Here is a 14,251-nt window from a genome sequence, read left to right on the forward strand (position 1 = left end):
CTCCCCACCGCACGAAAAAAGGCTTAATGCTGCGGGCTTAAAATTTGCACGTCAGAGCAGTAAAGGTATTTACGCAAGTAAATTATATCCTTCACCATTATCAGAATGCCCAGCAATAACAAACACCTGCCTACAACATCGCAACAATAAATCTTCATATCACGTAGTTAAAAATTACCAGAACACTTCATACTTGACAGGAAGCATGATGCGATTTTTAGCGCTTATCCCTCATCGTCACCGATGGACTGACATCACCATTACCCGTCAGGGTGCCCTTTCTCCTTCTGGCCGACACTATTATTCCACTTATCTTTCTGCCCGTTGTCAGCGTTGCGATGCGGTTATCCATCGGGTGTATTATCGCGATATCAGTGATGACCAGGCGCGCCGCTGGCTGGGGTAAATTCGCGGGTCGGGTACACGTTTTGCCAGGTTACGCGGCCGACGCAATTTGGTAGTCTTGCCCTTACTGAGTCACTGGACTGCTTACGCTTATGCCCTTCCTGCTGGATACATTAGGACACCAGATTTACCTGTCAGCCCCGCTGTTTATTCTTATTTTCCTGGGTTATTGCCTGACGAAATGGGGCAAATGGCCGCTGAGCATCAGCGAAGGCATGAACCGGTTTGTCTTTAACGTTGCCCTGCCCTGCATGCTGTTTCGCATCATGAGTGACTTTTACAACAGTCCCGCAGTCGATGTGCGCCTGCTTCTGGCATTCTTTGGCAGTTGTCTGCTGGTGTTTATCGTGGGCCGAATCCTTGCCTCGCGTCTGTTTCATCTGGATGGCGTGGCCGGTTCGGTCTTTGCCCTGGGCGGTGTCTTTTCAAATAACGTTATGCTGGGTATTCCGGTCGCTACCGTCCTGCTGGGCCCCGGTGCCTTGCCATCGGTTGCGCTGGTCCTGGTATTTAACAGTCTGATCCTCTGGACATTACTCACCGTCTCGGTGGAATGGTCGAAACAGGGCAGTTTTTCCCTTCAGGGCTTTAAGCGCACCTTGATTAGCGTGCTCAGGAATCCGTTAATTATTGGCATCTTATCAGGCACCGCCTGGAGCCTGTTGCAGCGGCCTCTTCCCGCCATCGCCGCTGAACCGCTGCGCATGCTGGCGTCCATCGCCGCACCCTTATCGTTGGTCACTCTCGGCATGAGCCTGGCGCACTACCGGGTGCGGGAAGGCCTGAAAGAGAGTTACACGATTTGTGCGTTGAAACTGATTCTGCAGCCGCTGTGTGTCTGGGCAATCGCCTGGCTGACGGGTCTGCCTGCGCTGGAAAGTAAAGTGGTGGTGCTGCTGGGGTCGATGGCGGTCGGTGTGAATGTCTACCTGATGTCGCAGAAATTTAACGTGATTACCGGCCCCACGGCCGCCAGTATGCTGCTTTCCACCCTTTTTGCCGCGATAACCACGCCGTTGTGGATGATGTTAATGACGCTGGCCGGATACTAAAAAGCCCTGTAACACAGGTTACAGGGCTGGCTTTTGCACCGAAAAACTTAGTGTGCAGGTTGGGTGCGAATCAGGTAATCAAAAGCGCTCAGCGAGGCTTTTGCCCCTTCACCGCTGGCAATGATGATTTGCTTGTAAGGCACCGTGGTGCAGTCGCCTGCTGCGAAAACGCCTTTCAGGCTGGTTTCGCATTTTGCATCGATGATGATTTCACCCATCTTGTTGCGCTCAACCGCCCCTTCCAGCCAGGTGGTGTTAGGGAGCAGGCCAATCTGAACAAAAATGCCTGACAGCGCCAGTTCATGGGTTGTCTGGTTGGTGCGATCCAGATATTGCAGGCCGGTAACTTTGCTGCCGTCGCCTTTCACTTCGGTGGTTTGTGCATTCAGGATCACATCCACGTTTTTCAGACTGCGCAGTTTGTCCTGCAGCACTTTGTCTGCACGCATTTCGCTGGCGAATTCCAGCAATGTGACGTGTTCAACAATACCAGCCAGATCGATAGCCGCTTCCACGCCGGAGTTACCGCCACCGATGACGGCAGTGCGTTTACCTTTGAACAGCGGACCGTCACAGTGCGGGCAATAGGTCACACCTTTAGTACGGTACTGCTCTTCCCCCGGCACGCCCATGTTGCGCCAGCGCGCGCCGGTCGCCAGGATGATGCTACGGGATTTCAGTACGGCACCTGACGCCGTTTCAATGGCGTGCAGGCCGCCTTTCGCCGCAGACGGAATCAGTTTAATCGCGCTCTGACTGTCAATCACATCAACACTGTAATCGTCAACGTGGGCACGCAGTGCGCCAGCCAGTTTGGCCCCTTCCGTTTTCTGCACGGAAATATAGTTTTCGATATCAACGGTATCCAGTACCTGTCCGCCGAAACGCTCACCCATCAGGGCGGTGCGGATGCCTTTACGGGCAGAATAGATGGCGGCCGCTGCGCCAGCGGGACCGCTGCCAATAATCAGCACATCATAGGCTTCGCGTTTATTCAGCGCTTCTGCTGCGCGCTTGTCAGCATTGGTGTCGACTTTACTGACGATCTCCGCCAGGCTCATGCGGCCCTGACCAAACTCTTTGCCGTTCAGGAAAACCGCCGGCACGCCCATGACATTCCGTTCCTGAATTTCGTTCTGGAACAGGCCACCGTCAATCGCGGTGTGGCTGATGCGTGGGTTCAGGACCGCCATCAGGTTCAGAGCCTGTACCACATCCGGACAGTTGTGGCAGGACAGCGAATAATAGGTTTCGAAATGGAAATCCCCATCCAGCGCCGAAATCTGATCAAGCAGATTTTGTGCTTCTTTGGACGGGTGCCCACCGGTCTGTAACAGCGCCAGCACCAGTGAGGTAAATTCATGACCCAGCGGCGAACCCGCAAAACGTGGGCCGTGATCCGCACCAGGGTTAGTGATTAAAAATGAGGGTTTACGCACCTGACGATCGTTCTCTTCACTAAAGCTGACCTTGTCAGACAGGCTCGCGATATCGACCAACAGATTGCGAATCTCGGTTGATTTTGCGCCATCATCCAGCGTTGCAATCAACTCCACAGGCTTGGTGAGTTTCTCAAGATAAGCTTTGAGCTGCGTTTTTAAATTGGTATCAAGCATAGTGAGTTCCTGGTCAAAAAATCGGGTGCCGAAGCACCCGATGAGAAAATGATCGACGTTGCGATGCGGAAATTAGATTTTGCCAACCAGGTCCAGCGAAGGCGCCAGAGTCGCATCACCTTCTTTCCATTTGGCCGGGCACACTTCACCAGGGTGAGAAGCCACGTACTGCGCCGCTTTCACTTTGCGCAGCAGGTCAGACGCATCACGGCCAATACCTTCAGCGGTGATTTCTACAGCCTGGATAACACCCTGTGGGTCAACGATGAATGTACCACGGTCAGCCAGACCTTCATCTTCGCGCATGATGTCGAAGTTGCGGGTCAGCGCGCCAGTTGGGTCACCGATCATCGCATATTTGATTTTTGCGATGGTGTCAGAAGAGCCGTGCCAGGCTTTGTGGGTAAAGTGGGTATCAGTAGACACTGAGTAGATGTCCACGCCCAGTTTCTGGAACTCTTCATAGTGATCCGCGACGTCGCCCAGTTCGGTTGGGCAAACAAAGGTGAAGTCAGCCGGATAAAAGAAGAAAACACTCCATTTACCTTCAACGTCTTTCTCGGTTACTTCGATAAACTGGCCGTCTTTAAATGCACTGTTTTTGAACGGCTTAATTTTGGTGTTGATAATGGACATGTGATGGCCTCCTTTAAAATATGTGATGCAGCTTACAAATTTTCCGGGCCAACATCTAATAAGCCCTCGTTATCAATAAAATAAACGAAAGCTATCAAACGCCGATCGCGTTGATCGTTAAGGGAAAAAACCGCTTTTCTTACCTTCATTTACCCGCAAAAAGATATATTGCGTGCTTCCAGGCAATAACCCCTGTGCGTTAACTGAAGGCCGTTTGCTGTTTTCCCATAAAGCACCGTCGGGCAGTGTACAAGGAAAGTGATGACATTTGTTCTGCTTTTACTTTTTTGAGAATCCCTGCCAGGGTTGTTAAAAGATGTTTAACGGAGCTTGATGTGCATATTCGATTATTTGCAGAGGCCGACCGTCCTTTCCTGCGGACGTTGTTTCTGGCGGCCCGTCGGCATAACTGGGACTGGATCGCCAACGATGACTGGCAGCTGGAAGACTTCGATCAGGTGATACTCGGCGAAACCGTTTTAGTGGCTGAGCTGGACGGGCATCGGGCAGGATTCGCGGGTCTGATGGAAAACGATAATTTCTTACACAGCCTGTATGTGGATCCTGATTATCAGGGGCGCGGCGTGGGCAGTGCACTGCTTGAGGCCGTCCAGTCACGCTTTACATCAACCGGCGCGCTGAAGTGTCTGCAAATGAACAAGGCCGCCCAGACGTTTTACCTGCAACATGGCTGGAAAGTGATTTCCCAGGGTGAAAGCGATCAAGGCGGCTATCTGTTAATGCATTATCCCCCGGCGTCGCACTATGAGAGCGACGCGCAGAAGGGTTAAAGCGCGCGGAAGGCGATATCGCCGGGAATCACCTCGCCCTGCCAGTAAAGCTGGGCGGCCACACGTCCGGCGAGCTGACGGTACAGCATCGCAAATTCACTGTCCGGCCGACGAATCACCGTTGGCTCGCCATCATCCAGATCTTCACGCAGATGAATATGCAGGGGAAGCTGTGCCAGCAGCCGCGTGCCATAGTCGTCCACCAGCCGTTGCGCCCCGCCGGTACCAAAAATTGGCTCATGGTGACCGCACTGGCTGCAGACGTGGATACTCATGTTCTCCACCACGCCCAGCACCGGGACGTTAACCTTTTCGAACATGACCATGCCTTTGCGTGCATCAATGAGCGCGATGTCCTGTGGCGTAGTGACCACCAGCGCACCGGTGACGGGCACACTCTGCGCGAGCGTTAACTGGATATCTCCGGTTCCTGGCGGCATATCCAGCACCAGATAATCCAGGTCGGGCCACTGGGTTTCGGTAAGTAACTGCATCAGCGCTTTGCTGGCCATAGGGCCGCGCCACACCATCGCGTTATCGTCGGTCACCAGATAGCCGATGGAATTGGTTGCCAGACCATGGGACATGATCGGCGCCATATGGGTGCCGTCAGGCGAGGTCGGGCGCTCTTTTTCACAGCCCAGCATGTTGGGCACGGACGGGCCATAAATATCGGCATCCAGAATACCCACACGTGCGCCTTCGGCCAGCAATGCCAGCGCCATATTAACTGCGGTACTCGATTTGCCCACGCCGCCTTTACCCGAGCTGACCGCGATAATGTTCTTCACGCCGTTAACACCAGGGTGATTTTTCACGCGTTTCAACGTAGCAATCTCGTGACTTAACCGCCAGTCGATGGCCTGCGCGCCGCTCAGACGCAGTAGCTCAGCGCTGGTGTCTGCTTTTAACGTCTCAAACGCACTGTGCCAGGCAAAAGGCATCCGCAGTTCAATATGCAACGTCCCATCCAGCAGCGCCACATGATGCAGCGCCTTCAGGGTAATAAGGTTACGTTGCAGCGTCGGATGCTCAAAGCCGTTCAGAACGCCGGCCACAACGGCGCGTAAGGCTTCTGGTGTATGTGGTTCCCGGGATTGCGCTGTCATCCCCACTCCTTTTCTGCTGTGCTTATGCTGTTTTTCAACGATGTAGTAACAATACTATCAGATGCCGATCGTTTCACGGGCCGCGCGGCGGGAAATCCCTTATGTTTACGCGGCTGTGCCCATCGGTTACCATCTAAGCCCGTTTTTTACTTAACTGAAAGCTACGCAAACTATGACTCAAGTCGCAAAAAAAATTCTGGTAACCTGCGCCCTGCCTTACGCTAACGGCTCAATTCATCTCGGCCACATGCTCGAGCATATTCAGGCGGACATTTGGGTGCGTTATCAGCGAATGCGTGGCAATCAGGTTTACTTCATCTGCGCCGATGACGCCCACGGCACGCCGATCATGCTGAAGGCTCAGCAGTTGGGCATTGCGCCGGAACAGATGATTGCTGAAATGAAACACGAGCACGAAACAGATTTTGCCGGTTTTAACATCAGCTATGATAACTATCACTCAACGCACGGCGACGAGAACCGTGAGCTGGCCGGGCTCATCTATGGTCGCCTGAAAGAGAACGGTTTCATTAAGAACCGCACGATTTCTCAGCTGTACGATCCGGAAAAAGGCATGTTCCTGCCTGACCGTTTCGTGAAAGGCATCTGCCCGAAATGTAAAGCGCCTGACCAGTACGGCGACAATTGCGAGGTGTGCAGCGCGACCTACAGCCCGACCGAACTGATCGATCCGAAATCTGTGGTGTCCGGTGCAACCCCTGTGCTGCGTGATTCCGAGCACTTCTTCTTTGACCTGCCGTCGTTCAGCGAAATGCTGCGCGCCTGGACGCGTTCTGGCGCACTGCAGGAGCAGGTCGCCAATAAAATGCAGGAGTGGTTCGAATCCGGTCTGCAACAGTGGGATATTTCCCGTGATGCGCCGTACTTTGGCTTCGAAATTCCTGGCGCGCCGGGCAAATACTTCTACGTCTGGCTGGATGCGCCGATCGGCTATATGGGCGCGTTTAAGAACCTGTGTGACAAACGCGGCGACATCAGTTTTGACGAATTCTGGCAGCAGGATTCCACCACAGAGCTGTACCACTTCATTGGTAAAGACATCGTCTACTTCCACAGCCTGTTCTGGCCTGCCATGCTGGAAGGCAGCGGCTTCCGCAAACCCAACAACCTGTTTGTGCATGGCTATGTGACCGTAAATGGCGCAAAAATGTCGAAATCGCGCGGAACCTTTATTAAAGCCAGTACCTGGTTACAGCATCTGGATGCCGACAGCCTGCGCTATTACTATGCGGCCAAGCTTTCTTCGCGTATTGATGACATCGACCTGAATCTGGAAGATTTTGTTCAGCGCGTCAACGCCGACATTGTGAACAAAGTGGTCAACCTGGCGTCACGTAATGCCGGTTTTATCACCAAACGCTTTGGCGGCAAGCTGTCCGCAGAACTGGCCGACCCGGCGCTTTATCAAACATTCCTGGACGCATCCGAAAAGATTGGCGAGGCCTGGGCAAGCCGTGAATTTGGCCGGGCGATTCGTGAAATTATGGCGCTGGCCGATCTGGCCAACCGTTATGTTGACGAGCAGGCACCGTGGGTGGTGGCGAAGCAGGAAGGCCGTGATGCCGATCTGCAGGCTATTTGCTCCATGGGCATTAACCTGTTCCGTGTGCTGATGACCTGGCTGAAGCCTGTGCTGCCGTCGCTGAGCGAGCGAGCCGAAGCTTTCCTGAACAGCGAACTCAGCTGGGACGCCATTCAGCAGCCGCTGCTCGACCATCAGGTTGCGCCGTTTAAAGCCCTGTATGGTCGCATTGAGATGGCGAAAGTCGAGGGCCTGATTGAAGCGTCGAAAGCCGACGCGGCTGAAGCCAGTAAACCGACGGTTAGCGGCCCACTGGCGGATGCGCCGATTGGCGATACCATCACGATTGATGACTTTGCCAAAGTTGATATGCGCGTGGCACTGATTGAGAAAGCGGAACTGGTGGACGGCTCAGACAAACTGCTGCGTCTGGAGTTGGATCTGGGCGGCGAGAAGCGCCAGATTTTCTCTGGTATCCGTGCAGCCTATCCTGACCCGGCCGTACTCGTTGGCAAAATGACCATTATCGTGGCGAACCTGGCACCACGTAAAATGCGCTTTGGCGTCTCGGAAGGCATGGTGCTGTCTGCGGGGCCGGGCGGCAAAGACCTGTTCGTGTTGTCTGTCGACAGTGGCGCAGTGCCGGGTATGCCCGTTAAATAAGGCGTTCGCCCTTCCTGCATCTGATGGCAGGAAGGGCCGTTCTGCCTTACGCTGACAGCTGGCACGCCAGATCGTCAGTGCGTAGGATTACGCTCGTTGGAAACAGGAGCCTGTCATGCACACCGTGCTAGCGATAAGTTGGCGTTATCTGCGCGCTTTTACCCTTCTCTATCTCTGTTTATATGCCGGAAACGGCGTAGCAAGGTTGCTGCCCATTACGCTGCCCGGCAGCATTATTGGCATGCTGATTTTGTTTACCCTGCTCGCGTCTCAAATCGTGCCGGTCCACTGGGTTAAGCCCGGTTGTCATCTTATCATTCGCTATATGGCGCTGCTGTTCGTTCCCATCAGTGTGGGCGTCATGAATTACACCGATCTGCTGACCGCGCAGTTTGGCCCTATCGTGGTCTCGTGTCTTGTCAGTACCTTCGCTGTCCTGAGCATCGTGGGGTTAAGCGCCCACAAGCTGCATTCGCGCGTGCCGACGAAAGAGGTGAAGGATGAGTGATATCTGGTGGTCATTGCCCCTGACGCTGGGCGCATTTTTCCTGGCGCGCAGACTGGCTGCCGCGCTGAAGATTGCCCTGCTGAACCCCTTGCTGGTTTCGATGGCGATCATCATTCCCATCCTGCTGTTACTGCAACTGCCCTATACACGTTACTTTGCCGGAAGCCAGGTGCTTAATGCCCTGCTACAGCCCGCCGTGGTCGCACTGGCGCTGCCGCTGTATGAGCAGATGCATCAGATTCGCGCCCGCTGGAAATCCATTATCGGCGTATGCCTGATCGGCAGCCTGACGGCAATGACCTCCGGCACAGCGATCGCCCTGTGGATGGGGGCAACGCCGGAAATCGCCGCCACGATTTTACCTAAATCCGTCACCACACCGATCGCGATGGCGGTATCCGGCTCTCTGCACGGCATTCCCGCTATCAGTGCGATTTGTGTGCTGATAGCCGGTGTGCTCGGTGCGGTATTTGGCCATATGGTGCTGAATCTGTTGGGCGTGAAAAGTAAAGCGGCACGCGGTCTGGCGATTGGTAATGCGTCCCATGCGCTGGGAACCGCCCGGGCGGCGGAACTGGACTTCCAGGAAGGGGCATTTAGTTCGCTGGCACTGGTGATCTGCGGCATCGTAACGTCGTTACTGGCACCCTTTGTTTTTCCGCTGCTACTGCACTGGTTTGGCTAAAACTTTGGGAGAGATCTCGCAAAGTTGAAAACTCTAAGACACGTTGCATTGTCAGAGCGACAGAGATCACATATAAACCGATGTCTGGCACATTGCCTGAAGATTGAATGAGGCTTCCATGCATCCACGTTTCCACTCTGCCTTTGAATTACTGCCGGCTCCCCTGCAAACCGCGCTTCGTCCGGTGCTGAGTGAGCCGGGATTTGACGCGATGCTGCGGGCCGATCAGGTCACCCTCCTGCAACAGCAAACCCAACTGGATGCGGACGCTCTCGCCCTGGCGCTGCTTCCGGTCGCGGCGGCCTGCGCGGTCGCCTCGCTGTCCCGTTTCAACGTCGGTGCCATTGCACGCGGGATAAGCGGTAACTGGTATTTCGGTGCCAATATGGAGTTTGCCGGTGCCACCATGCAGCAAACCGTGCATGCAGAACAAAGCGCTGTTACGCACGCCTGGCTGCGCGGCGAAGCGCGCCTGGAGACCATCACCGTCAACTACACGCCGTGCGGGCATTGCCGCCAGTTCATGAATGAACTTAACAGCGGCACGGCGATTCGTATCAGCCTGCCCCAGCGCCCGGTGCAGACGTTAGCGCACTATCTGCCTGACGCTTTCGGCCCTGGCGACCTGCACATCACCGAACGGCTGATGGATAAGGTGGATCATGGCTTTGTTGTCACGGGCGATGCGCTGTCGCAGGCGGCCATTGACGCGGCCAACCAGAGTCATGCCCCTTACAGCCGCGCGTTCAGTGGCGTTGCAGTGCAAACCGCCTCAGGCCGTATTTTTAGCGGTCGCTATGCGGAAAATGCGGCCTTTAATCCCAGCCTGCCTCCGCTTCAGGCCGCACTGATTTTGCTGAACATGGCCGGCGAATCCTGCGAGGCGATTCAGGCAGCAGCGCTGGCCCAGCCCCGACAGCCTGCGTTAGATCAGTATTCAGCGACGCAGGCAACACTGCGCGCGCTGGGCTGCGACAACCTTAACGTTATCGAGCTGGCGTAAAGCGTAATGCGGGGCACGGTTTTAAACAGTTTCTAAATCTTTTATTTACAAAAGCTGTACATCCGCGAGAAATTTCATAGGATCTGACGCCAGGCCTTCTTTATCAAAATAAACTGGCGTCCTCTACCCTCTTATTGCGCCAGGAACACTCGCAACCGGAGCATTACTGCATGGAACTCGAATACGAAAGTAAACGCCCGCTCTATATTCCCTACGCTGGCCCTATTCTGCTGGAATTTCCCCTGCTGAATAAGGGCAGCGCCTTCAGCATCGAAGAGCGTAACGAATTCAATCTCAACGGCTTACTGCCCGAAGCGGTCGAAACCATTGAAGAGCAGGCGAAACGCGCATGGCGTCAGTTTCAGGACTTCAAAAATAATAACGACAAGCACGTCTACCTGCGCAATATTCAGGACACCAACGAAACCCTGTTCTACCGTCTGCTGGACAATCATCTTGAAGAGATGATGCCAATTATTTATACGCCAACCGTCGGCGCAGCCTGCGAACACTTCTCTGAAATTTATCGCCGCGCCCGTGGTGTGTTCATCTCATATCCCAACCGTGAACACATCGAAGACATGCTGCAAAACGCCACCAAACAGAACGTTAAAGTCATCGTGGTGACCGACGGTGAGCGTATTCTGGGCCTGGGTGACCAGGGCATCGGCGGCATGGGTATTCCGATTGGTAAACTGTCGCTGTATACCGCGTGCGGCGGCATCAGTCCGGCTTACACCTTACCGGTGGTACTGGATGTCGGTACCAATAACCAGCAACTGCTGAACGATCCGCTTTATATGGGCTGGCGTCACCCACGTATTACCGGTGAAGAGTACGATGAATTCGTTAATGAATTTATCCAGGCCGTGAAACGCCGCTGGCCGAAAGTGCTGCTGCAGTTTGAAGACTTTGCGCAGAAAAACGCAATGCCGCTGCTGGAGCGCTATCGCGATGAAGTGTGCTGCTTCAACGATGATATTCAGGGCACCGCTGCTGTCACCGTGGGCACTCTGATTGCCGCCAGTCGTGCTGCCGGAAGCCGTTTGTGCGAACAAAAAGTGGTGTTCCTGGGGGCAGGTTCAGCCGGCTGCGGTATCGCAGAGCAAATCATTGCGCAGATGAAGTCGGAAGGTCTGAGCGATGAAGAGGCGCGTAGCCGCGTAATGATGGTCGACCGCTTTGGCCTGCTCACTGATAAGTTGCCTAACCTGCTCGATTTCCAGAGCAAGCTGGTGCAGAAAAGCGATAACCTCAAAGACTGGGATACGGCCAGTGATGCGATTTCGCTGCTGGACGTAGTGCGCAACGCCAAACCCGATATTCTGATTGGGGTTTCAGGCCAGCCCGGACTGTTCACCGAAGAGATCATCCGCGAGATGCACAAGCACTGCAAACGTCCTATTGTGATGCCGCTCTCTAACCCCACCTCGCGCGTTGAAGCCACGCCAGCGGATATTATCGCCTGGACCGATGGTGCTGCACTGGTCGCGACCGGGAGCCCGTTCTCACCGGTTTCATGGAACGGTAAAACCTATCCGATCGCGCAGTGTAACAACTCCTATATCTTCCCGGGCATCGGTTTAGGGGTGATTGCCTCGGGTGCATCACGCGTAACCGATACCATGCTGATGACCGCCAGCCGCGCACTGGCAGACTGCTCGCCGCTGGTCAACGATGGTGAAGGGCCGGTACTGCCTGAAATCAAAGATATTCAGGGCGTGTCGAAAGTGATCGCAATGGAAGTGGGCAAAGCCGCGCAACTGGCGGGCGTTGCCGTGGTGACCTCGGAAGACGTGCTGTCACAGTCTATTTCGAATAACTTCTGGCTGCCGCAATACCGTCATTACCGCCGTACCTCGATCTAAAAAGGTCTGCGCTGGATCATCCTCCGATCCAGCGCTGCTTAAAATAGCACCAGCCAGACGGGGTAAACTTGCTTCGCGAGGGTTGCTCAAGTAGCCTTGTCCCACCAAAACCTCTCATCTCGAGTGCTCAGGCGCATGTTGAAACGCGTTTTCATTGCTCTGCTTTTCATCATCTTAACGATGGTGGCGACGGCGCTTGGCCTGGATCGCTGGATAAGCTGGAAAACCGCCCCCTATATTTACGACAATCTGGCCTCACTGCCCCATCGTCAGGTCGGTGTTGTGCTGGGCACGGCAAAATATTACCGCACCGGGGTGATTAATCAGTACTACCTGTACCGGATGCAGGGCGCGCTTAACGCCTATAACAGCGGCAAGATTAACTATTTACTGCTGAGCGGAGACAATGCGCAGCAGAGCTATAACGAACCCATGACCATGCGGCGCGATTTAATCAAAGGTGGCGTTGATCCGGCGGATATCGTACTGGATTACGCGGGCTTTCGGACGCTGGATTCCATTGTCCGCACGCGCAAGGTATTCGATACCAACGATTTTATTATCATCACCCAGCGCTTCCACTGTGAGCGGGCACTGTTTATCGCCCTGCACCTTGGCATTCAGGCTCAGTGCTACGCTGTGCCCTCGCCGAAAAATATGCTGACGGTGCGCATGCGTGAGGTCGGTGCACGTCTTGGCGCGCTGGTAGATTTGTACCTCCTCAAGCGTGAACCGCGCTTCCTCGGGCCTCTGGTGCCCATTCCCGCCGTACATGATGTGCCGGAGGATGCGCAAAGCTATCCTGCTGTCACCCCTGAGCAACTGCTGGAACTGGAACAAAAGCGCCATCAGTAAGCCGCCTTTGTCTGGCTGACAGCCCGCTGACCCTGGCGTGAAGATAGACTGTGAGAACGGATGATAACGCCGGCGCGGCAGGCTCCGCCTTTCTGACAGGAGTGCATCGCCGACGCGTAGCATCCTTGCTATGGCGAAACAAGGCTTAGCGCGGGACTTTGCGATGGCGACAGGGCTTATCACGCATCGTTACCAAGGATGACGGTCAGTCCAGCGCGGCGGATTTGCTGCTTCTTTACCTTACTGACCTGCTGACCTGCTGACCTGCTGACCTGCTGACCTGCTGACCTGCTGACCTGCTGACCTGCTGACTCAGGATTTTGCGTCCACAGGACAGCTTTCTGTTCCTGATTAAAGTCAATTCGAACGCGCACTCTCATAGCGGGCATCCTGCTGGCTCGCCGTGAATCCGCGTTCTTTCCTGCTTCCGGGCGCAGGCTGGCGGCTTCCGTGCCATAAAAAAAGCGGCCCGCAGGACGCTTAGCTTACATGATGACTTCTGCCGTTATTTTTTACGTGCGTACTTCAGCGAGTCGAGCGCCACAGCAAAAATAATGATGCCGCCCTTGATTATGTACTGCCAGTAAGGGTTAATGCCGATATAGGTCAAGCCGTAGTTGATGACGGTGAAGATCAACACACCGGTCACGACACCGGCCACCGTCCCCACACCACCGGCAAAAGACACACCACCGACGACGCAGGCCGCGATAGCATCCAGCTCGTACATAAAGCCAAGGTTGTTCGTTGCCGAGCCGATACGGCCCGCTTCCAACATACCGCCGAAAGCATAGAACACGCCTGAAAGGGCATAAATCAGAATCAGGTTCAGGTTGACGTTTACGCCGGAGACTTTTGCCGCTTCCGGGTTACCGCCGATGGCAAAAATGTTTTTACCGAAACGCGTTTTGTTCCACAGAATCCAGACGAACACGATCGCAATCACCGCATAGAAGGTGATGTAGGACAGCTTAAAATCCCCGAAACGCAGGAAGCCTTGCGTAAAGGTTGAGAAGCCGTCATAGAAGCCTGCAATCGGTGATGCGCCTACGAAGTCGTAATACAGCGAGTTGATACCGTAAACGATAATCATGGTACCCAACGTAGTGATAAACGGCGTCACTTTCAGGTAAGCAATAATCACGCCGTTCACCAGGCCAATAACGGCACCAATCGCACAAACAATCAGGATCACCACAGGAATCGGTACGGTTTCCAGATGTGGGAACACTTTGTTTGGGTTATCCATAGCCTGCAGCAGCGAAGCGGCCACGATAGCGGCGAGGCCAACCTGACGACCGGCTGACAGGTCTGTCCCCTGAGTCACAATCAGTCCCGCAACGCCCAGCGCAATGATAATACGCACCGAGGATTGGGTCAGAATGTTACTCAGATTCATTAAACTTAAGAACGTCGGATCCTGGAAAATAATAATCGCCAGCAGTACCAGTAGCACGACATAAATGCCACCCTCTTTCAGCCAGGTTAGCGCATTCTTTTTTGTAGTCGCTTTCATG

General features: G+C 54.4%; 14 protein-coding genes. 9 read left to right on the forward strand and 5 right to left on the reverse strand.

Annotation, left to right across the window (positions count from 1 at the left end; translation table 11 throughout):
* Positions 1-208: 208 nt before the first annotated feature.
* Both C1N64_RS16045 and C1N64_RS16050 read left to right on the forward strand, forming a co-directional pair.
* Positions 209-406, forward strand: coding sequence for a hypothetical protein (locus tag C1N64_RS16045; protein ID WP_006119907.1), 198 nt, complete (start codon positions 209-211; stop codon positions 404-406).
* Positions 407-497: 91 nt separating this feature from the next.
* Positions 498-1,457 carry an AEC family transporter gene (locus C1N64_RS16050; RefSeq protein WP_033740536.1) on the forward strand — a complete coding sequence of 320 codons (960 nt, stop codon included), beginning with the start codon at positions 498-500 and terminating at the stop codon, positions 1,455-1,457.
* A 47-nt stretch (positions 1,458-1,504) separates the two neighbouring features.
* Here C1N64_RS16050 and ahpF read toward each other — a convergent pair whose 3' ends face one another.
* Both ahpF and ahpC read right to left on the reverse strand, forming a co-directional pair.
* On the reverse strand, positions 1,505-3,073 hold the full coding sequence (ahpF, locus tag C1N64_RS16055) for an alkyl hydroperoxide reductase subunit F (protein ID WP_394514957.1): 1,569 nt from the start codon (positions 3,071-3,073) through the stop codon (positions 1,505-1,507).
* Between the two features lie 72 nt (positions 3,074-3,145).
* Positions 3,146-3,709 (reverse strand): alkyl hydroperoxide reductase subunit C, encoded by a 564-nt coding sequence (gene ahpC, locus C1N64_RS16060; RefSeq protein WP_033740540.1) that lies wholly within the window; start codon positions 3,707-3,709, stop codon positions 3,146-3,148.
* A gap of 335 nt (positions 3,710-4,044) precedes the next feature.
* Between ahpC and C1N64_RS16065 the strand changes: the two genes are divergently transcribed.
* The gene (locus C1N64_RS16065) at positions 4,045-4,500 is read left to right on the forward strand and encodes a GNAT family N-acetyltransferase (protein WP_394514958.1); all 456 of its coding nucleotides are present in this window, start codon (positions 4,045-4,047) and stop codon (positions 4,498-4,500) included.
* On the opposite strand, the gene apbC is transcribed toward C1N64_RS16065, so the two are convergent.
* Positions 4,497-5,609 carry an iron-sulfur cluster carrier protein ApbC gene (apbC, locus tag C1N64_RS16070; RefSeq protein ID WP_006119917.1) on the reverse strand — a complete coding sequence of 371 codons (1,113 nt, stop codon included), beginning with the start codon at positions 5,607-5,609 and terminating at the stop codon, positions 4,497-4,499. The two genes, C1N64_RS16065 and apbC, sit on opposite strands and share 4 nt — an antisense overlap.
* Positions 5,610-5,781: 172 nt before the next feature.
* Between apbC and metG the strand changes: the two genes are divergently transcribed.
* The 6 genes from metG (at position 5,782) to sanA (ending at position 12,734) form a co-directional block, all read left to right on the forward strand.
* On the forward strand, positions 5,782-7,815 hold the full coding sequence (metG, locus tag C1N64_RS16075; RefSeq protein WP_394514959.1) for a methionine--tRNA ligase: 2,034 nt from the start codon (positions 5,782-5,784) through the stop codon (positions 7,813-7,815).
* Between the two features lie 115 nt (positions 7,816-7,930).
* Positions 7,931-8,323: a CidA/LrgA family protein gene (locus C1N64_RS16080; RefSeq protein WP_172912927.1), complete on the forward strand. Its 393-nt coding sequence runs from the start codon at positions 7,931-7,933 to the stop codon at positions 8,321-8,323.
* A complete protein-coding gene (locus tag C1N64_RS16085; protein ID WP_006119921.1) occupies positions 8,316-9,008 on the forward strand; it encodes a CidB/LrgB family autolysis modulator in 693 nt (230 codons plus the stop codon). Before C1N64_RS16080 ends, C1N64_RS16085 begins: the two co-directional genes overlap by 8 nt.
* Before the next feature lie 118 nt (positions 9,009-9,126).
* Positions 9,127-10,011 carry a cytidine deaminase gene (gene cdd, locus C1N64_RS16090; RefSeq protein WP_058708419.1) on the forward strand — a complete coding sequence of 295 codons (885 nt, stop codon included), beginning with the start codon at positions 9,127-9,129 and terminating at the stop codon, positions 10,009-10,011.
* A 170-nt stretch (positions 10,012-10,181) separates the two neighbouring features.
* Positions 10,182-11,879 carry an NAD-dependent malic enzyme gene (locus C1N64_RS16095; RefSeq protein WP_006119924.1) on the forward strand — a complete coding sequence of 566 codons (1,698 nt, stop codon included), beginning with the start codon at positions 10,182-10,184 and terminating at the stop codon, positions 11,877-11,879.
* Between the two features lie 135 nt (positions 11,880-12,014).
* Complete coding sequence (gene sanA, locus C1N64_RS16100) at positions 12,015-12,734, forward strand: outer membrane permeability protein SanA (protein ID WP_006119925.1); 720 nt, start codon at positions 12,015-12,017, stop codon at positions 12,732-12,734.
* A gap of 179 nt (positions 12,735-12,913) precedes the next feature.
* Here sanA and C1N64_RS16105 read toward each other — a convergent pair whose 3' ends face one another.
* Together C1N64_RS16105 and mglC are read right to left on the reverse strand one after the other, a co-directional pair.
* Positions 12,914-13,114, reverse strand: a complete 201-nt coding sequence (locus tag C1N64_RS16105; protein ID WP_324030311.1) for a hypothetical protein — start codon at positions 13,112-13,114, stop codon at positions 12,914-12,916.
* A gap of 125 nt (positions 13,115-13,239) precedes the next feature.
* Positions 13,240-14,250: a galactose/methyl galactoside ABC transporter permease MglC gene (gene mglC, locus C1N64_RS16110; protein ID WP_006119926.1), complete on the reverse strand. Its 1,011-nt coding sequence runs from the start codon at positions 14,248-14,250 to the stop codon at positions 13,240-13,242.
* Between the last annotated feature and the right edge of the window lies 1 nt (position 14,251).

The sequence above is a fragment of the Pantoea sp. SGAir0215 genome (genome assembly GCF_043543215.1).